This is a genomic window from Sphaerisporangium sp. NPDC049003, assembly GCF_043197795.1.
Taxonomy (GTDB): Bacteria; Actinomycetota; Actinomycetes; order Streptosporangiales; family Streptosporangiaceae; genus Sphaerisporangium.
In genome coordinates this window covers 33,574-53,348 of the sequence record NZ_JBICTU010000032.1, presented here as the reverse complement: position 1 = coordinate 53,348, position 19,775 = coordinate 33,574, and the positions used below count along the sequence as shown (strand labels likewise).

10 protein-coding genes are annotated in these 19,775 nt (G+C 72.4%); 9 read left to right on the top strand and 1 reads right to left on the bottom strand.

Annotation, left to right across the window (positions count from 1 at the left end; translation table 11 throughout):
* Positions 1–7: 7 nt before the first annotated feature.
* The 3 genes from ACGFIV_RS29985 to ACGFIV_RS29975 are packed head-to-tail and all read left to right on the top strand — an operon-like array spanning position 8 to position 1,852.
* Positions 8–802, top strand: a complete 795-nt coding sequence (locus ACGFIV_RS29985) for an SDR family NAD(P)-dependent oxidoreductase (protein WP_392838307.1) — start codon at positions 8–10, stop codon at positions 800–802.
* 41 nt (positions 803–843) lie between these two features.
* Positions 844–1,266: an ester cyclase gene (locus tag ACGFIV_RS29980; RefSeq protein ID WP_392838306.1), complete on the top strand. Its 423-nt coding sequence runs from the start codon at positions 844–846 to the stop codon at positions 1,264–1,266.
* 22 nt (positions 1,267–1,288) lie between these two features.
* On the top strand, positions 1,289–1,852 hold the full coding sequence (locus ACGFIV_RS29975) for an MOSC domain-containing protein (protein ID WP_392838305.1): 564 nt from the start codon (positions 1,289–1,291) through the stop codon (positions 1,850–1,852).
* Between the two features lie 84 nt (positions 1,853–1,936).
* Here the strand turns inward: ACGFIV_RS29975 and ACGFIV_RS29970 are convergent, their stop codons facing one another.
* Positions 1,937–11,587 carry a type I polyketide synthase gene (locus ACGFIV_RS29970; RefSeq protein WP_392838304.1) on the bottom strand — a complete coding sequence of 3,217 codons (9,651 nt, stop codon included), beginning with the start codon at positions 11,585–11,587 and terminating at the stop codon, positions 1,937–1,939.
* A gap of 915 nt (positions 11,588–12,502) precedes the next feature.
* Between ACGFIV_RS29970 and ACGFIV_RS29965 the strand changes: the two genes are divergently transcribed.
* The 6 genes from ACGFIV_RS29965 (at position 12,503) to ACGFIV_RS29940 (ending at position 19,681) form a co-directional block, all read left to right on the top strand.
* Positions 12,503–12,988, top strand: coding sequence for an NADH-quinone oxidoreductase subunit B family protein (locus tag ACGFIV_RS29965; protein ID WP_392838303.1), 486 nt, complete (start codon positions 12,503–12,505; stop codon positions 12,986–12,988).
* Positions 12,985–14,994 carry a proton-conducting transporter membrane subunit gene (locus ACGFIV_RS29960; RefSeq protein ID WP_392838302.1) on the top strand — a complete coding sequence of 670 codons (2,010 nt, stop codon included), beginning with the start codon at positions 12,985–12,987 and terminating at the stop codon, positions 14,992–14,994. Before ACGFIV_RS29965 ends, ACGFIV_RS29960 begins: the two co-directional genes overlap by 4 nt.
* Before the next feature lie 34 nt (positions 14,995–15,028).
* Positions 15,029–15,973: a respiratory chain complex I subunit 1 family protein gene (locus tag ACGFIV_RS29955; protein WP_392838301.1), complete on the top strand. Its 945-nt coding sequence runs from the start codon at positions 15,029–15,031 to the stop codon at positions 15,971–15,973.
* Between the two features lie 6 nt (positions 15,974–15,979).
* Positions 15,980–16,639: a hypothetical protein gene (locus tag ACGFIV_RS29950; protein ID WP_358561609.1), complete on the top strand. Its 660-nt coding sequence runs from the start codon at positions 15,980–15,982 to the stop codon at positions 16,637–16,639.
* 91 nt (positions 16,640–16,730) lie between these two features.
* The gene (locus tag ACGFIV_RS29945) at positions 16,731–18,200 is read left to right on the top strand and encodes a proton-conducting transporter membrane subunit (protein ID WP_392838300.1); all 1,470 of its coding nucleotides are present in this window, start codon (positions 16,731–16,733) and stop codon (positions 18,198–18,200) included.
* The gene (locus tag ACGFIV_RS29940) at positions 18,197–19,681 is read left to right on the top strand and encodes an NADH-quinone oxidoreductase subunit C (protein ID WP_392838299.1); all 1,485 of its coding nucleotides are present in this window, start codon (positions 18,197–18,199) and stop codon (positions 19,679–19,681) included. The genes ACGFIV_RS29945 and ACGFIV_RS29940 overlap by 4 nt, the downstream gene beginning before the upstream one ends.
* Positions 19,682–19,775: the final 94 nt, after the last annotated feature.

Here is a 19,775-nt window from a genome sequence, read left to right as displayed (position 1 = left end):
GCCTCAGATGACCTCAGCCACTTCCGCGCCCGGCACCGAAGGGCGGCCCCGGGCCGTCCTGGTGACCGGCGCCGCGTCCGGGATCGGCCGGGCCACCGTCGAGCTGTTCGCCGAGCGCGGCGTCGGGGTCGTCGCGGTCGACCACGACGAGGCCGGCCTCAAGGCGCTGGCCGGCACCGAGCGGGTGGTCACCCTGGCCGGTGACGTGTCGGGCGAGGACACCAACCAGGCCGCGGTGGCGCTCGCCGTCGAGCGGTTCGGCCGGCTCGACGGCGCGATCCTCAACGCGGGGATCGGGGGCACGCTGCCGTTCGAGTACCCCGGCGCGGTCGAGGCGGCCGACCGCATCATCTCGGTCAACCTCCGGGGACCCATCCTCGGTATCCGGGCGGCGGCGCCCGCGCTGCGCGCCGCCGGTGGTGGCTCGATCGTGGCCACCGCGTCGGTCGCGGGGATACGCGCCGATCCGGGCAACTGGGCGTACAACGCGACCAAGGGCGCCGTGATCAACCTGGTGAAGGCCGCGGCCCTCGACTACGCCGTGCAGGGGATCCGCGTCAACGCCGTCGCCCCCGGACTGACCCGCACCCGCATCAACGCGGGCGTCCACCAGAACCCGGCCCTGCTGGCCCTCATCGAGCGCAACATCCCGCTCCAGCGGTTCGCCGAGCCGCGCGAGCAGGCCGAGGCGATCTGGTTCCTCGCGTCCCCGGCCGCGTCCTACGTCACGGGCACGTCGCTGGTGGTCGACGGCGGCCTGGACGCCAACCTCGGCCTGCTTCCCCTTCCCGAGATCCGGTGACCACGCGCCACCGCGACAGCCGACTGACAAGGAGCACATCGTTGAGCACTGAGACGAACAAGGCCGTGGCGCGGCGCTTCTACGAGGAGGTGGTCTCCCAAGGGAAGCTGGAGGTCCTCGACGAGATCATCGCCGAGGACGGCCAGGACAGCGCCACCCCGACCGGAGGAGGGCTGGGCGCCGGGCGGGCGGGCTTCGTCGAGCACGTCACCTGGCTGCGGTCGGCCGTGGAGGGCGTGACGGCCACCGTGACCGACACCGTGGCCGAAGGGGACCGGGTGGTCGTCTACTGGACCATCGAGGGCGTGCAGCGCGGCGAGGTGTTCGGCGCCCCGCCGAGCGGCCGGCGCTTCACCGGCGAGAGCATCAGCACGATCAGGTTCCGCGACGGGCGCATCGTCGAGTACGCCGTCCTTCCCGACAGGCTGGGCATACTCCGCCAGCTCACCGGCCCGCCCGCCTGAGCCCGTCGCGGCTGAGCGCGAGATGCGCCGCAGGACGCGGACGGCCACGCGGCAGAACGGCACCGGCGCGGTCGGCCTCGTCGGTGACCGAGTCTATGACGTGAAGAACCACGGCGGTCCCGACCAGGCCGTCTACGCCTATGCCCGCGAGGATCTCGACGAGTGGGAGACCGAGCTGGGCAGGTCGCTCGGGAACGGAGTCTTCGGGGAGAACCTCACCACCCAGGGGTTGGACGTCAACGGCGCCCTGATCGGTGAGCGTTGGCGGATCGGGCCGGATGCGGTCCTGGAGGTGTCGTGCGCGCGTATCCCGTGTGGGACCTTCCAGGGCTGGCTGGAGCGTGACGGCTGGATCAAGCGGTTCACGCGGGCCGCCCGGCCGGGCGCGTATCTGCGCGTGATCGAGCCCGGCGAGATCCGCGCCGCTGACCCGGTCGAGGTCGTGCACCGGCCCTCCCACGACGTGACCGTCGCGCTCGTCTTCCGGGCGGTGACCCTGGAACCGCGACTGCTGCCGCGGCTACTGGTCGCCGACGCGCTGCCAGAGGGGGAAAAGGAACTGGCCCTCCGGCGGACCACCGCATAGACCCCGAAGTCAGGGATCACCTGCGTCAGCGACAGGAGGGAGCCCGACATCTGTGTGAAGACAGAGCTGGACTCCCTGGCCTGGTCATGGGTTCAGGCTCTCGACCCAGGTTCTGATGGCCTCGGCCGTACTGCCGGAGTGCTCCTCCAGGGTCGTGAAGTGGTCGCCGGGGATGTCGGCCACGTCATGGGCCACCGGCCAGAACGCCCGCCAGTCCCGGCCACCCTCGGCCTCCACGGTGGTGCCGCGCAGCGGCTCCTGGGCCCTCAGCATCAGGATGGGCGTCTGGACCGGCTTGGGCTGCCAGCCGACGAAGAGCCGGTTGTAGGCGCCCATCGTGGTCAGCCTGCTGTCGTGCACGTTCAGGTCGAACCGGTCGATCCGTTCGAGCATCCCGCCGATCATGGCGCCCAGCCACCAGTCCATGCCCTCCTGTGCCGCCGCGTCGATCGGGTAGCTGTCGATCAGCGCCAGTCCGGCCGGGAACAGCCCCTCGTCCTCCAGGGCCACGGTCACCGCGTGCGCGACGCAGCCTCCCATCGAGCGGCCGACGATCACGAACGGCTCCTCCCCGACGCTCTCGCGCAGTCCCTCCACGTTCATCCTGATCAGCGTCTCCAGCGAGTCCGGGAGCGCCTCGTCCTCGTCGGAGGTGAACCCAGGGGAGGGCACCACGTGCACGTCCCTTTCGTCCCGGAAGAGCTGACCGAAGCGGGAGTACTCGTGGGGCCCGGAGATCGCGCTCAGCGCCGGGAAGCACACGAGCGAGACCCGTCCGGGGCCGGTGGCCAGCCGGATCGGCCCGAGAGCGTGCTCGCGCCGGTCCGCCGCGCCGAACCGGGCGCGCACGGGCGAGACCGCCAGCAGCAGCTCCGCCGCCTCGACGTGCTTACCGGTCTCGTGCATCCGCCGGTGGATCGCCGCCAGCCCGCCGGTGGCCGCCTTCGCGCCCGCCTTCGGGGGGCTCGCCTGCGCCCGGCCGGCGACCTCGCCGAGCTCCTGCCCGACGAAGCCCGCGATCGCCTCAGGTGTGGGGTGGTCGAAGGTGAGGGTGGCGGGGAGCCTGAGCGCGGTGGCGGTGTTGAGGCGGTTGCGGAGTTCTACGGCGGTGAGGGAGTTCAGGCCGAGTTCGATGATCGGCCGGTCGGCGGGGATGGATGCGGGGTCGGGGTGCGCGAGCACCGTGCCCACCTCGGTACGTACCAGGGCGAGCAGGACCGCGTCACGTTCGTCCTGCCCGAGCCCGGCCAGCCGGGTGATCAGGGAGGGCGCGCTGCCGGAGGCCGCCGCTCCCGCGGTGGCGCGGCGGCCCGGGCGTACCAGGCCACGCAATACGGGGGGGTACGGCCTCCGCAGGGTCCCGCCGTGGAGTGAGGTCGATGGGGGACGGGACGAGGACGGGGGGTTGTCCGGTCTGGAAGACCGTGGTGTCGAAGAGGGTGAGTGCTTGGTCGGTGGGAGGGGGTGCAGGCCGGTCCGGGTGATGCGGGCTCGGTCGGTGTTGGTGAGGTGTGCGGTGATTGTGCTGGTGTGTTGCCATAGGCCCCAGGCGAGGGAGAGGGCGGGGAGTCCTTGGGTGGTGCGGTGGGTGGCGAGGGCGTCGAGGAAGGCGTTGGCGGCGGCGTAGTTGGCTTGTCCTGCTGAGCCGAGGGTGGCGGAGATGGAGGAGAACAGGATGAAGGCGGTGAGGTTGTGGTGGCGGGTGAGGTGGTGCAGGTTCCAGGCGCCGTCGATTTTGGGGGCGAGTACGTTGCTGAGCCGGTCGGGTGTGAGGGATCCGATGACGCCGTCGTCGGTGGTGCCGGCGGCGTGGATGACGGCGGTGAGGGGGTGGTCGGTGGGGATGTGGGCCAGGAGGGTGGCTAGTTCGTCTTGGTCGGTGATGTCGGTGGCGGTGATGGTGATGGTGGCGCCCAGGGCGGTGAGTTCTGTTCGTAGGTCGTTGGCTCCGGGGGTGTTGACGCCTTGGCGGCCGGTGAGGTGGAGATGGCGTATGCCGTGGTTGTGGACGAGGTGACGGGCGAGCAGGGTCCCGAGTCCGCCGAGGCCTCCGGTGATCAGTACGGTGCCTTCGGGGTTCCACCTCTTCCCGATCCAGGGAGCGGCTTCGGGCTCGGCGGTGGCTTCGGGTCGTGTCGCGGACCGGGGGGCGGCTTCTGGCTCTGGTGTGGGCAGAGTGGGGGCTTCTGGCTGTGGCGTGGGGTGCGTGGCGCGAGCGAGGCGGGGGAGGAACGCTCGTCCCGCACGCAGCGCGAGCTGGCCTTCCTGGGTGGTCAGCGCGGTGGCCACGGCCGAGGGCAGCGCCGTGCGCGAGGCGGGTTCGGTGTCGAGGTCGATGAGCAGGATGCGGTCGGGTTGTTCGGTCTGTGCCGAGCGGATCAGGCCCCAGATGGGAGCGGAGGCGAGGTCGGGGGTGTCGTCGCCGGTCACGGAGACCGCGTTCCGCGTCAGCACCACCAGCCGTGACGAGGCCCACCGAGCGTCGGCGAACCATTCCTGAAGCGCCGCGAGCATCCGCCCGGCACCGCTGTGCGCGGCGGAGACCGGTCCGGCCCCAGACCGCTCGGGAACCGGGCCGGTTTCCCCGGTAGGTGTGTGGACCGGCAGCAGGACGAGGTCGGGCGTGGGCTCGCCGGCGTCCAGGGCTTCGCCGAGCGCGTCCAGGTCGGTGAAGAACGAGGTCGTCGCACCGCCGTCGCGCAACGCGTCGTGCGTGGCGCGGCCGTCCTCACCGAGCACCGCCCAGGAATCGCGCCGGGCGGCGTCCAGCGTCAGCTCGGTCCAGCCGACCTGGAAGAGAGAGTCGTGGTGGGCCGGACGGGCCTCCGCCAGTTGCCGTCCCGAGACCAGCCGGGCCAGGAGCGAGCCGATCTCGATGACGGGCGCGCCCGCGGGGTCGGTGGCACGCAGGGACAACGAGTCGGGGCCGGAGGTCACCACACGAACCCGCAGGCTGGTGGCTCCGGAGGCGTGCAGTCGCACTCCGTTCCACGCGAACGGCAGCCGGTTGTGTCCCTCCGGCACGTCCGCCAGACCGCGCAGCGCCGGCAGGTGTACGGCCGCGTCCAGCAGGGCGGGGTCCACGCCGAACCGGCCCGCTTCCTCGTGCCGGTCCTCGGGCAGGCTCACCTCGGTGAAGAGCTCGTCACCGCGCTGCCAGGCCGCTCGCAGCCCCTGGAACGCGGGACCGTACCGCAGTCCCGCCCGGTCGAGGGTCGCGTAGGCGTCCTCCAGTGTCACCGGCTCGGCGGCCTCCGGTGGCCAGGCCCCGAGGTCGAAGCCGGGAGCGGTCGTCCGCTCGACCAGCACCGCCGTCGCGTGCCGGGTCCAGCCGGTGCCCGTGGCAGCTCCTTCGGGACGGGAGTGGATCTCGACCGAACGGCGCTCGCCGTCCAAGGCGCCGACGCGTACCTGGATGTGGGTGTCCGTGGACAGCACCAGGGGCGCCTCGACGATGATTTCCTCGACGGTGTCGAGTCCTGCTTCGTCGCCGGCGCGTAGGGCGAGTTCGAGGAACGCGGTGCCGGGGACGATGACGGTTCCGAGGACGGTGTGGTCGGCGAGCCAGGGGTGGGTTGTGAGGGAGAGGCGGCCGGTGAGCAGCACCCCGTCCCCGCCGGCCAAGGTGGTGGCGGCGCCGAGCAGAGGATGGTCCGCCGCCCCCAGCCCCAGACCGTGAGCGTCGCCGGGCCCGGACGCGGGGGAGTTCACCCAGAAGCGTTCGTGCTGGAAGGCGTAGGTGGGGAGTTGTGTGGTGGGGGTGTCGGGGAGGAGTTTGGTCCAGTTTGTGGGGGTTCCGTGGGTGAAGGCGGTGGCGGCTGCGGTGAGGGCGGTGGGGGTGTCGGGGCGGTCTTTGCGGAGGAGGGGTGCGGTGGTGATGTCGGTGTCGAGGGTGTCGTGGAGGAGTGGGGTGAGGGTTGCGTCGGGGCCGAGTTCGAGGTGGGTGGTGGCGTTGAGGTGTTGGGTGGCGTCGTGGAATCGGACGGGGTTGCGTAGGTGGTGGGTCCAGTAGTCGGGGGTGGTGATGTGGTGGGGGTCGGCGGGTTGGCCGGTGAGGTCGGAGATGTAGTCGATGGTGGGTGGGGTGAGGGTGAGGGTGGAGATGGCGTCGCGGAATGGTTGGAGGATGGGGTCCATGTGGGGGGAGTGGAAGGCGTGGCTGACGGTGAGGTGTTTGATCTTGCGGCCTTGTGCTCTGAAGTGTTCGGTGACGGTGTGGACTTGGTGGTAGTCGCCGGAGATGACGGTGGAGGTGGGGGTGTTGAGTGCGGCGATGGTGACGTTTGGGTGGTTGTGTAGGGCTGTTTGTGTTTCGTGTTCGGTGGCTTGGATGGCTGCCATGGCGCCGTGTCCTGTGGGGAGGGTTTGCATGAGGTGGGCGCGGGTGGCGATCAGGGTGGTGGCGTCGTTGAGGGTGAGGATGCCGGCGATGTGGGCGGCGCTGATGGCGCCGATGGAGTGTCCGGTGACGACGTCGGGGGTGATGCCCCAGGTGGCGAGTAGGTGTGCGAGGGAGATTTGGAGGGTGAACAGTGCTGGTTGGGTGTAGAGGGTTTGGTTGAGTAGTTCGGTGTGTGAGGTGGTCAGGATGACTTCGCGTAGGGGGACGGGCAGGTTGAGGCGGGTGTCGAAGGTGTCGGTGAGTTGGTCGAACGTGGTGGCGTAGGCGGGGAAGGTTTGGTGGAGTTCGCGGCTCATGCCGGGGTGTTGGCTGCCTTGTCCGGTGAACAGGAACGCGGTCCGTGGGGTGGGGGCGGCGGTTCCGAGGGTGAGGGCCGGATGTGTTCGTCCTTCGGCCAGGGCGTGTAGTCCCTCGGTGAGGTGGTCGCGGTTGCCGAGGAGGACGGCGCGGTGGGTGAACAGGGTCCGGGTGGTGACCAGGGACAGCCCGATCGAGGCTGGTTCCAGCGCGGGGTTGCGGTCCAGGTGTTCGGCGAGCTTTCGGGCTTGGTCACGCAGCGCGTCGGGAGTCCGAGCGGAGACCACCCACGGCAGCACACCGCCCCCGGGCACATTGTCCAGTCCGCCTCCCGGTGACGGCTTGGTATCCGGTTCCGGTGAAGCGGCTTTCGGGGAGGGTTCCGATTCGGATCCAAGTCCGAGGTCGGGTTTCGAATCGGGGGAGGGTGCGGGGGGTTGTTCGATGATGACGTGGGCGTTGGTGCCACTGATTCCGAAGGAGGACAGGGCCGCGCGGCGGGGGCGTCCGGTTTCGGGCCATGGGCGGGTGTCGGTGAGCAGTTCGACCGATCCGGCGCTCCAGTCCACATGCCCGGACGGTTCGTCCACGTGCAGCGTCTTGGGAACCACCCCGTGCTCCAGGGCCGACACGAGCTTGATCATGCTCGCCACCCCGGCGGCCGCCTGGGCGTGGCCGATGTTCGACTTCACCGAGCCGAGGAGCAGCGGCCGGTCGGCCGGTCGGTTCTGACCGTAGGTGGCGATGATGGCCTGGGCCTCGATGGGGTCGCCCAGGGTGGTGCCGGTGCCGTGCGCCTCGACCACGTCGACGTCCGCCGCCCGTAATCCCGCCGAGGCCAGCGCGTCCTGGATGACGCGCCGCTGCGAGGGTCCGTTGGGAGCGGTCAACCCGTTGGACGCGCCGTCCTGGTTGACGGCGGTACCCCGGATGACCGCCAGCACCCGGTGACCCAGGCGCTCCGCGTCCGACAGCCGTTCGACCAGCAGCAATCCCACGCCCTCGGCCCACGCGGTGCCGTCGGCCCCCGCCGCGAACGGCTTGCACCGCCCGTCCCGGGCGAGGCCCCGCTGGCGGGAGAACTCGGTGAACATCCCAGGGCCGGACATCACGGCCACCCCGCCCGCCAGCGCCAGATCGGACTCTCCGCCACGCAGCGACTGGACGGCCAGGTGCAACGCGACCATGGACGACGAGCAGGCGGTGTCCACGGTGACGGCGGGCCCCTCGAAGCCGAAGGCGTAGGCGATCCGCCCGGAGACCACGCTGGTCGTGGTGCCGGTCAGCGCGTATCCCTCGGCGTCTTCGGCGGCCTCGTGCAGCCGTGGGCCGTAGTCCTGGGGTGTCGCTCCGACGAAGACGCCCGTGCGGCTGCCCCTGAGGGACTCGGGCGTGATCCCGGCACGTTCGAGCAGATCCCAGGACGTTTCCAGCAGCAGCCGCTGCTGGGGGTCCATCGCGGCGGCCTCCCGGGGGCTGATGCCGAAGAACTCGGCGTCGAACCGATCGGCGTCGTGCAGGAAGCCCCCCTCGCGGGTGTAGGAGGTGCCGGGGCGCGCCGAGCCGGGGTCGTAGAGCGCGTCGAGGTCCCACCCCCGGTTGGCGGGAAAGCCGCTGATCGCGTCGGCTCCGGCCAGCAACAGCTCCCACAGCCGTTCCGGGGTGTCGGCCCCTCCCGGCCATCGGCCGCTCATCGCGACCAGCGCGACCGGCTCCTCGTACGGGCTGGCCCCGGCGCGCGCCCGCGCGGGCTCAGCCGGTCGCTCGGTACGTCCCGCGGCCTCGGCCAGCAGGAACCGTGCGACCGCGAGGGGCGTGGGGTGGTCGAAGGTGACGGTGGCCGGCACCGGGAGCCCCGTCACGGACGACAGCCTGTCGCGTAGCTCGACCGCGCCGAGGGAGTCGAGCCCGAGGTCCCGGAACGGGAGGTCCGCGGTCACGGCGACCCCGCCGGCATGTCCGAGGACGGTCGCCGTCGCGGAGAGGACGAGTGCGAGCACCGAGCGGGCCCGCTCCTCATCCGTGAGCCCGGCGAGCCGCACGCCCAGCGCGCTGATGGGCCTTGCCTCCGGCTCGGGTGCCGATCCGGCCGGAACGTCCCTCCGGCTCACCGGCCCCTGTCCGGACTCCTCCGGCTCGGGTGCCGACCCCGCCGGGACGTCCCTCCGGCTCGCCGTCTCCGGGGCGGGATGCTCGGGCTCCGGGGTCGTCGCCCGGTCGAGCCAGTGGCGGTCGCGCTGGAAGGCGTACGTGGGCAGTGGCACGCGCCGTGCGTCCGGGGGCAGCGCGCCCGTCCAGTCGACGGGCACTCCGTGGACGTGCAGCCTGGCCGCCGACCGCAGGAAGTGGCCGAGGTCGTCACCGCCCCGCCGCAGGGTCCCGGTCACCACCCCGGCCTGAGCCGTGCCGCTCGAACTCCCTACCTGGACGGTGCCGGTCGAGCTCACCGTCTGCAGGGTGCCGGACAGGTCTGCCTGTTTTGTGGGGGTGGTGTCGAGGATCTGGCGGAGTCCCACGACGAGGATCGGATGCGGGCTGGCCTCGACGAAGACATCGTGCCCGTCGGCCAGCGCGGCGCGTACGGCGCGTTCGAACTCGACGGTGTGCCGCAGGTTGCGGTACCAGTAGCCGGCGTCGAGCTCGGCGGCGTCGAGGAGCCCTCCGGTGACGCTGGAGTAGAACGCGGTCTCCGTGCTCCGCGGGACGAACCCCGGCAGAAGCTCCATCAGCTGGTCCCGTACCGCCTCGACGTGCGCGGAGTGCGAGGCGTAGTCGATGCGGACGCCGCGCACCGGGACGTCCTCGGCCTCGTACGCGGCCACCAGTTCGTCCAGGGCGTCGCTGTCACCGGAGACCACGGTGGCGGAGGGCCCGTTGACGGCGCCGATGTTCAACCGGCCCGCCCAGCGGGACAGCCGCGCACGGACCCGATCGACGGGCAGCGGGATCGACACCATCCCCCCGCCGTGACCGGAGATCGCCGCGATCGCCTGGCTGCGCAGCACGACGATCGCGGCCGCGTCCTCCAGGGACAGCGCGCCGGCGATGTGCGCCGCGGCGATCTCGCCCTGCGAGTGCCCGATGACGGCGTCGGGGACGACTCCGAACGACTCCCAGAGCCGGGCTAGTGCCACCATGACGGCGAACAGGGCCGGCTGGACCACCTCGACCCGGTCGAACGAGGCCGCGCCGGGAAGCCCCCAGAGCACTTCGGCGGGCGACCAGTCCACATGCGGCTCAAGGGCGCTCGCGACGGCTCGCAGGTGCTCGGCGTACACGGGGGAGACGCGGGCCAGCTCACGGCCCATGCCGATCCACTGGCTGCCCTGGCCGGGGAACACGAAGACGACGCCCCCGTTCGCGCTCCGCGCCGCACCGAGGACCGCGGCGGCCGTGGGGTCGCCCGAGCTGAGCGCCCTGAGGCCGTCCAGCAGCGCGTGCCGGTCCGGCTCCACCAGCACCGCCCGGTGCCTGAAGGAGGTACGCGCGGTGGCCAGGGAGAACGCCAGATCGGACAGGTCCGCGTCCGCGCTGGTCACCACGTCGAGCAGGCGCCCGGCCTGCTCCCGCAACGCCCCTGGGGTCTGTCCGGAGAGGACGAAGGGAAGGGGCGACGGCGCGCCGAGGTCCTGCCCGCGAGGACGGTCGCCGGAGCGAGCCGCGGCTGCGGGGGCACTCACGCCTGGACTCAGGGTCGGCCGAGAGGCCAGGTTCGGGGTGGGTGGAGAGGCCAGGTTCGGGGTGGGTGGAGGTTCGGTGAGGACGAGATGGCAGTTGGTGCCGCCTATTCCGAACGAGCTGACCCCGGCGACGAGCGGCTCCTCCGGCCGTGGCCAGGGCCGTAGCGCGTCGGCCACCCGCAGGTTCAGGGCGTCCAGGTCGATGCCGGGGTTGGGCGTCTCGAAGTTCAGGTTCGGCGGGATCTCACGGTGACGGATGCTGAGGACCGCCTTGAGCAGTCCGGCGATGCCGGCCGCGCCCTCCAGGTGCCCGATGTTCGTCTTGACCGAGCCGACGACCAGCGGCCGGCCGGGCGGGCGGGCCGCGCCCAGTGCCGCCCCGAGCGCGCGGGCCTCGACCGGATCGCCCACCTTCGTCCCCGTGCCGTGCAGCTCGACGAACTGCACGGCGGCGGGGTCGATCCCGGACCGGCTCACCGCCAGGCGTACGACCTCCTCCTGCGCGCGATCGCTCGGCACGGTGAGGCCGTCCGTGGCCCCGTCGCTGTTGACCGCGCCGCCACGGATGACGGCGTGGACGGTGTCGCCGTCGGCCAGGGCCCGCGACAGCGGCTTGAGCAGGACCAGCCCCCCGCCCTCGCCTCGTACGTACCCGTTGGCGCGGGCGTCGAAGGTGAAACAGCGCCCGTCGGGGGAGAGCCCTCCGAACCGCTCGGCGATGAGGGTACTCTCGGGGACCAGGTTGAGGTTGACTCCGCCGGCTATCGCGAGGGTGGACTCGCCGCTCCGCAGGCTCTCGCAGGCCAGGTGTACGGCGACCAGCGCGGACGACTGGGCGGTGTCCACCGTGAGACTCGGGCCGCGCAGGCCGAGGAAGTAGGAGACGCGGTTCGCCAGCATCCCCTTGTTCAGTCCGGCGAGCGTGTGACGGGTGATGGCCGCCTCGCCGCTCCGGGCGGCCAGGGTGGCGTAGTCGGAGCCGATCGCGCCGAGGAACACCCCGGCCCGGACCCCGGCCAGGCCGGCGGGGAGCACCCCGGCGTCCTCCAGGACCTCCCAGCCCAGCTCCAGCATCAGCCGCTGCTGGGGGTCCATGGCCACGGCCTCGCGGGGCGAGATCCCGAAGAAGCCCGCGTCGAACCGGTCGACCTGGTCGAGGAAGCCGCCACGACGCCCGCCGATCTCCGGCTCGGCGGCCAGCCGCTCGGGTGAGGGCTCGGCGACCGCGTCGCCCCCGGAGCGCAGCAGCCGCCACAGGGCCTCGGGGCCTGGCGCGCCGGGCAACCTGCACGCCAGGCCGATCACCGCGACCGCGTCGCCGCCCTCGTGTCCCGCCGCGTTCACATGGTCTGCCATTTCCAACTTCCGCCTCTTGTCGTGATCCACGGGCTTCCTGTGAACGGGTGACGTCGACGGCCCGGCGTGTCCGGATATCCGCGACGGCGCGGATCGTCCCCCTCGCGCCGACCCGGTGCCGCACCCCCGTGACGGAGCAGGCCCGGCCCGGCCTTTATCGGCCGATCTGACGAGAAACCCGCGGACGCTTTCATCCGGGTGTTACGACTACATTTCTCCGCCGCATTCGGTACGCCCGGTCGTCCCTCTTTCCAGAGCATCACCGTGGTAAAGTGCCTCGCCCGCGGCCGGGGCGGTGACACCGTGTGGTGTGCGGTGATTCACGTATTCGACGGTCGCATGAATTTCCCGAAACAGTCAAGAGCGCGCCCATTAAGCGCTTGTCATAGGCGTTTCATTAGTCGATTCATCAAGAAACATAATTGGACGCGAACGCCGGTCCCCGCGTATCCTGCCGGCAGGTTCACGGAGTAAATGGAATCCGCGGGACGGCGCCGTGACGCCCGCCCCGCCGGCCCGTGGACAGGCACACCGCCGACGACCACCCCGCCGACGCCCCTGGCGAACGGACCCTGGCCAGAAAACGGGCGACAACGGTCCTCTTCCGGCGCGTCACCCCGCCGTGGTGGGCGAAGTAGAGGCTCCAACCCGTCACAGTGAGTTGTGATACGACTACGCATGGGTATCGTTTCGCCACGCGCGAGATCTCGACGTTCGTGTACGCGCTCAGCGGTGCGGATGCGACCGGGCCGCTGAGGCGGCACGCGACTCCTACCTGAATTGATCCCCGGGCGGGGACACGGCGGAGCCGAACGAAACGAGACGGGAGCGGTTCGTACGAGCCGCTCGCCGGGCCGATGTCGGCCGTGCTTCGACGCGTCCCCCATCCATCTCCCCAGTCGCTGAGGTGTCGTCGTGATCGGTCTGTGGCGGAAGATACGAAATACGGGCAGGGTGGCCGAACCGGCGCCGGAGAGGGCCGGTGGCGACACCGTGCCCGCCGCGGCCGAGTTCGGCGGTTCCGTGCAGATACGGCATGTCGACGCGGGCTCGTGCAACGGGTGCGAAGTGGAGATCGCCTCGGCGTTCGGGCCGGTGTACGACGCCGAACGCTACGGGGCGCGCCTGGTGGCCTCGCCCCGGCACGCGGACGCGCTGCTGGTGACCGGCCCTGTGACGCGCAACATGGAGGTCGCCCTGCGGCGCAGCCATGAAGCGGTCCCCGAGCCGTGCCTGGTGATCGCGCTCGGCGACTGCGCCAGGAACTGCGGCGTGTTCGCCGGGGCGTACGGTGTGGTCGGCGCGGTCAAGGACGTGCTGCCCGTGGACGTCGAGGTGGCGGGATGCCCGCCGGAGCCCGGGGCCATCGTCGAGGCGCTGCGCGGGCTGACCGGCCGGTGAACGCGGCCGGAACGTTCCTGACGTCCGCGCTGGGCCTGTGCCTGGCCTCGGCGCTGGCCGGGGTGATGACCCCGCGCAGCGTCCGGCCGCTGGTGGTGGGTGTGGGGATGGCCTGCGCGGGCGCGTCGGGGGCCTCGGCGGGCGTCGCGGCGCTCGCCGGGCAGACCTGGTCGGCCTGGCTCCCCGGCGTGCTCCCGCTGGCGGGCGCGCGCCTCGCGCTCGACCCGCTGGCCGGGACGTTCGTCGCGGTCACCGGCGCGGTCGCGGTGTGCGCCGCGATCTACGGAATCGGCTACACCCGGCACGGCCTGGACGGCCGCGTGGCACAGGCGACGCCCCCGCTGTTCCTTGCGGCCATGCTGCTGGTGCCCGTGGCGGCGAGCGTGAGCACGCTGCTGGCCGCGTGGGAGCTGATGGCGATCACCTCGCTGCTGCTGGTGCCGGCCGAGCACGCGCGCCGTGCCGCCGTGGGCGAGGCGGCGCTGTGGTACGCCGTGATGACCCACCTCGGCTTCGTGGCGATCCTGACCGGGTTGGCCGCCTTCGCCGCGAGTGCCGGAGGTGACTCCTTCGCCCAGCTCAGGGAGGCCGAGCTGTCTCCCGCGGTGTCCGGCACCGTGTTCCTCGCGACGCTGGTGGGCTTCGCCTCCAAGGCCGGCGTCGTGCCGTTGCACGTCTGGCTCCCGCGCGCCCATCCGGAGGCGCCGAGCCAGGTGTCGGCCATGATGAGCGGGGCCATGGTCAACATGGGTGTGTACGGAATAGTCCGGGTCGGCATGGACCTGCTGCACGGCGGCCCGGCCTGGTGGTGGCTGCTGGTGCTCGCGGCCGGCGCCCTGTCGGCGCTGTTCGGCGTCCTGCAGGCCACGGTCGCCTCCGACCTCAAGCGGCTGCTCGGCTACTCCACCACCGAGAACATGGGGCTGGTCCTGATCGGCGTGGGCGCGGCCGGGTTCATCGCCGCCTGCGGGAACCCGATGCTCGCGGGCCTCGCGCTGGCCGCCGCGCTGCTGCACGTGGTCAACCACTCCGCGTTCAAGACGCTGCTGTTCCTTTCGGCGGGGTCCGTCCTGCACGCCACCGGGACACGCGACCTGGACGCGCTCGGGGGCCTGCGGGGCCGGATGCCGTACACGACCGCGCTGTTCGCGGTCGGCGCCCTCGCCGCCTCCGCGCTGCCGCCCGGCAACGGGTTCGTCAGCGAGTGGCTGCTCCTGCAGAGCCTCATCCACTCCCTGCCCAGCTCGGGTGTGACGGGGGCCGTCACGATGCCTGCGGCCGTGGGGGTGATCGCGCTGACGGCGGGCCTCGGGGTCGCCACCTTCGTCAAGGCCTTCGGCGTGGGGTTCCTCGCCCGCCCGCGCACCGCGGAGGCCGGGCGCGCGGCCGAGAGCCCGCCCGTCATGCTCGGCGGGATGGCGCTCGCGGCGGCGTGCTGCGCGGGCCTCGCGCTCGCCCCGACCGCCGTCCTGCCCGCCCTCTCCCGCACGGTCGCCACGTTGCTTCCCGGGGCGGGCGGGGTGGGCGGCGAGTTGACGCTGCGGCTCACGAGGACCGCGGGGACGATGTCCCCGCTGCTGCTGGCCGCCGCGCTCGTCATCGCGGGGGTGGGCGCGCTCGGCGCGGTACGGCTGCTCGCCAGGCGGCGGGCACGGCGCCCGGCGCGGTTGTGGGACTGCGGGGCCGGACCCATGTCGCCGCGCATGGAGTACACCGCCACCTCGTTCGCCCAGCCGTTGCAGCGGGTCTTCGACAACGTGCTCGCCCCCGAGAGCGACCTGGACGTCACCCCGGTGAAGGAGTCGGCCTACATCGTGGAGAGCGTCCAGTTCCGCGCCCGGATACGCGACCGAGTCGAGCGGCGGCTGTACGACCCGGTGCTGGCCGCCGCGGCCGTGGTCGGCCGCCGTGCCACGCGACTGGCTGACGGCAGCGTCCACCGGTATCTCGCCTACGGGTTCTACGCGCTCACCGGCATGCTGATCGTGCTGGCGGTGGTCTGGTGACGGGGCCGGCGGCGCGGTCCGGGGAGGGGGCCGCGTGACCGGGCTGGTGGGCGCGGTGGCGCAGGTCGTGCTCGTGGCCGTGGGCTCGCCCCTGCTGGCCGGGTTGATGCGGCAGGTCCGCGCCCGGCTGGAGGGGCGGGCGGGCGCCGGGGTGGGCCAGGCGTGCCGTGACCTGCGCAAGCTGGGAAGGAAGGAGGCCATCATCCCGCACGGCACCGGATGGGTGTTCCGCATGGCGCCTCTCGTGCTGGCCGGCACCGCCCTGGTGGTGGCCGCGGTGGTGCCCCTGGTCACCACGCGCTCCCCGCTCGACGGCGTGGCCGACCTGTTCGCGGTGGCCGCCCTGCTGGCCCTCGGGTCGGTGGCGCTGGCCCTCGGAGGGCTGGACACCGGGACGGCGTTCGGCGGGATGGGCGCGAGCCGCGAGGTCACGGTGCTGGCTCTGGTGGAGCCGACCATCCTGCTGTCGATCTTCGCGCTGTCGGTGCGGGCCGGGTCCACCAACCTGGGCGTGATCGTCACCTCGGCCCTGCGTAACCCGCTGGCGGTGATCTCCCCGGTCAGCCTGCTCGCGGCCGTCGCCCTGGTGGTGGTCACCATGGCCGAGACCGGGCGCATCCCGGTGGACAACCCCTCGACGCACCTGGAACTCACGATGATCCACGAGGCGATGATCCTGGAGTACGCGGGACCGGACCTGGCGCTGATCGAGTGGGCGTCGGCGATGCGGCTCTCCGTGCTGCTGGGGCTGCTCGGCAGCCTCTTCGTCCCCTGGGGCATCGCCACCACCGGAGCGGGGCCGGCCTCGGTGGCGCTCGCGATGGCGGTGCTGGTGGTCAAGGTCGCCGTGCTCGGCACGGTGCTCGCCGCCGCCGAGGTGTTCATGGCCAAGCTGCGCCTGTTCCGCATCCCCGAGCTGCTGGCCGGGTCCTTCATGCTGGCGCTGCTGGCCGTCGCCGCTTCCTGCTTCCTCACGTGAGATGACATGAACGAATCGATGTACGTGCCCTTGCTCGATCTGGCCTGCGGGGCGTTCCTGCTCGCCGGGGTGCTGGTGCTCGGGCGGCACGACCTGGCGGCCATCGTCCGGCTTTTCGCCTGGCAGGGCGTCGCCCTGGCCGCCATGGTGCTCGTGCTGGCGGCCCACGAGGGATCCGCCGAGCTCGCCGTGGCGGGCGTCGCGGTGGGCGGGCTGCGCGCCGGGCTGCTGCCGCATCTCATGCGCCGCGCGCTGGTGGCCGGGGGAGAGGACCGCGAGAGCAGGCCGCTGGTCAACGTGGCCACCTCGTTGCTGGTGGCGGCCGTGCTGGCGATGGTGGCCTACGACATCTCCCAGCCGCTGGTACGGCTCACGCCCACCCCTTCCACACGGGCGGTGCCCGTCGCCCTGACCGTGCTGCTGGTCGGGTTCTTCGTCCTGGTCAGCAGGCGCAGGGCGCTGTCACAGGTGGTCGGGTTCCTGCTCATGGACAACGCCATCACCGCGACCGCCTTCCTCACCACCAGCGGGGTGCCCGTGGTCGTCGAGCTGGGCGTCTCGCTGGATGTGCTGCTCGCCGTACTGGTGTTGCAGGTTCTCACCACACGCATGCGCGCCGCCTTCGGCGGCACCGACCTGGACGAGCTACGGGAGCTGCGCGACTGATGGACGGCCCACATGACGACCACGCCGCGGACGCGATGAGCCGCGCATCCCTTCGGCGAAGGGCCTTCCGGCCGGTGGGCGGGGAGGTCGCGTGAGTCTTCTCGTGATCGCCCCGATCCTGTTCCCGCTCCTCGCGGCGCTCGGCTACGCCGTGTTCGGCTGGCGCGCCGTCACGGCCTGGCTGGGCGCGGGGGCGGCGGCCGGGTCGCTGGGCTGCGCGGTCGCGCTGGCCGTGGCCACCACCGCCCAGCCCAGGACGGCGCTCTCGGGGTTGCTCCGCGCCGACGCGCTGAGCGCCTTCATGCTGATCGTGATCGGCGTGGTGGCCCTGCTCGCGGCGCTCGCAGGGCCCGCGTACATGGCCGCCGAGCTCGCCGCCGGGCGCACCGGTCCCCGCGCCACCCGCAGGTACGGCATCCTCACCCAGGCGTTCGTCGCCGCCATGGCTGTCGCGGTGCTCGCGGCGAGCCTCGGGGTGCTGTGGGTCGCGGTGGAGGCCACCACGATCCTCACCGCGTTCCTGGTCGGGCACCGCCGTACGCGGCAGGCCGTTGAGGCGGCCTGGAAGTACGTCGTGATCTGCTCGGTCGGCATCACGCTGGCCCTGCTCGGCGTGGTGCTCACCCACTACGCGGCCCTGCGCGCCGGCGTGCCGGCGGCCGGCGCGCTCGACTGGGCGGTCCTGTCCGGCGACGCGGCCGGCCTGGACCCCGGGGTGATGCGCACCGCCGTGGTCCTCCTCGTGCTCGGGTTCGGCACCAAGGCGGGGCTGGCGCCGATGCACGCCTGGCTGCCCGACGCCTACGGCCAGACCCCGGCGCCGGTGTCCGCGCTCATGTCCGGGGTGCTGCTGTCGGTGGCGTTCTACGCCATCCTCCGCGTTAAGGTGATCGCCGACGTCGCCCTCGGCGCCGGGTTCACCCGCACGCTGCTCATCATCGCGGCCCTGGCGTCCCTGTCGGTCTCGGCGGCGCTGCTGCTGGCCCAGCGCGACTACATCCGCATGATCGCCTACTCCAGCATCGAGCACATGGGCCTGGTGGCGCTCGGGGCCGCCATCGGCAGTCGGCTCGCCATGGCGGCCGTACTGCTGCACATCCTCGGGCACGGGCTCGGCAAGTCGGTGCTGTTCCTCTCCTCGGGCCACATCCGGCAGGCCTTCGGGAGCAGCAGGATCGCGGCGGTGGGCGGCCTCGCCTCGCGGGCTCCGCTCCTCGCGGGCGCCTTCGGCCTCGGCCTGCTCGCGCTGACGGGCATGCCTCCGTTCAGCCTGTTCGCCAGCGAGCTCGGGATCGCCCGAGCCGGGTTCACCGCCGGGTTCGGCTGGGCGGTGGCGGCGGCGCTGGCGTTGACGCTGGTCATCGGGGCCGGAGTGCTGTCGGGCGGGAGGCGCATGCTGCTCGGCGCGCCCCCGCCGGGCGGCGCGGCGATACGGCTGACGCGCGCCTCGGCGGTGCCGCTGATCGCGGGCCTGGTCGCCTGCGCCGTCCTCGGCGTAGCCGCCGGGCCGATGCGCCCGCTGCTGGAGGCCGCCGCGACCATGGCGGGAGCGACCCCGTGACCGGCCGTCTCATCGTCAACGTACGGACCGGCGAGCTGGCCGACCGCACGGCACGGCTGCTCGCCGGCGGCTACCGCCTGGCCCTGGTGGCCGCCCACGAGGACGCCGGAGCCCTGCGCGTGGTGTACCTGTACACCGCCGGGTCGCCGGACCGGCGCGCCGAAGTGCACGTACACCTCGACCTGTGCGAACCGGTGATCCCGAGCCTCGCCGGGCTGTCCTTCCCGGCGGGCCGGTTCGAACGGGAAATGCGTGATCTGTATGGCATCGTCCCGATGCGTCACCCGCTTCCCCATCGCCTGGTCCGCCACCACCACTGGCCGAGGGGCTGGTATCCCATGCGGGCCGACGCCGGGCCCGCGCCGGAGTTCGGCGACCCCGAGGGCCCGTACCCCTTCCTCACCGTGGAGGGGCCGGGCGTGTACGAGATCCCCGTCGGCCCGGTGCACGCGGGGCTGATCGAGCCGGGCCACTTCCGGTTCTCGGTGGTGGGGGAGACGATCCTCAAGCTGAAGGCCCGGCTGTGGTTCGTCCACCGGGGCGTCGAGAAGCTGTTCACCGGGCGCCGGCCGGCCGAGGGGCTGGCGCTCGCCGAGCGCGTCAGCGGGGACACCTCCGTCGGCCACGCCCTGGCCTACTGCCTCGCGGTGGAGGAGGCGACCGGATGCGTCCTCGGCGCCGCGACGCAGCGCGGGCGCGCCGTCCTGCTCGAACTGGAACGCCTCTACAACCACGTCACCGACATCGGCGCCCTGTGCAACGACGTGGGCCACGGCATCCTCAACGCGCACTGCGGGCGCGTCCGCGAGCGGTTGCTCCGGCTCAACGCCGAGGTCACCGGCCACCGGCTGCTGCGCGGCGGGGTGAGGCCAGGTGGCGCCGCCCTGCGCGCGCTGCCCGACCTCGCCGCGCTGCGTGCCGTCGGCGCCGACGTGGCCGAGATCGCCGGCCTGGCGCTCGGGCACACCGTCGTGACCGACCGGTTCGCCGGCACCGCCGTGCTGACCGCCGAGGCCGCGGCGGACCTCGGGGCCCTCGGGTACGTCGCGCGGGCCAGCGGTCTCGCGGTGGACGCCCGCCGCGACCACCCCTTCACCGACATCGGCCCGTTCGCGGCGGCCACCCGTTCGGACGGTGACGTGCTGGCCCGGTTCCAGGTCCGCCTGGAGGAGATCGCCACCTCCATCGAGCTGATCGCGCGGCTGTGCGAGGGGCTCGCGCCGGGGGAGACGGGCGGACGGCTGCCCCGCGCCGCGCCGGGCTCGCCGAGCTCCGGGGTGGGCATCGTCGAGGGCTGGCGCGGGACGATCACGCACCGGGTGGAGCTCGCAGCCGGAGGCGCCCTCAGCCGGGTCAAGATCGTGGACCCGTCGTTCTTCAACTGGCCGGCCCTGCCCGTGGCGCTCGGGGGCGCGATCGTCCCCGACTTCCCCCTGGTGAACAAGAGCTTCAACCTGTCGTACGCGGGAAATGACCTGTGACCGGGTGGGACCCGGGCGAGGGGCGGGCCCCACCCGGCGGTGGCTCAGAGGTCGCCGTTCTCGATCGCCTCCTTCAGGCCCCGCCTGCGTCTCC

Excerpts from the sequence above, each read along its gene's own strand:
- ACGFIV_RS29985 (WP_392838307.1), top strand. The coding sequence starts at position 8 with ATGACCTCAGCCACTTCCGCGCCCGGCACCGAAGGGCGGCCCCGGGCC.
- ACGFIV_RS29975 (WP_392838305.1), top strand. The coding sequence starts at position 1,289 with ATGCGCCGCAGGACGCGGACGGCCACGCGGCAGAACGGCACCGGCGCG.
- ACGFIV_RS29970 (WP_392838304.1), bottom strand. The coding sequence starts at position 11,587 with ATGGCAGACCATGTGAACGCGGCGGGACACGAGGGCGGCGACGCGGTC.
- ACGFIV_RS29950 (WP_358561609.1), top strand. The coding sequence starts at position 15,980 with ATGAACGAATCGATGTACGTGCCCTTGCTCGATCTGGCCTGCGGGGCG.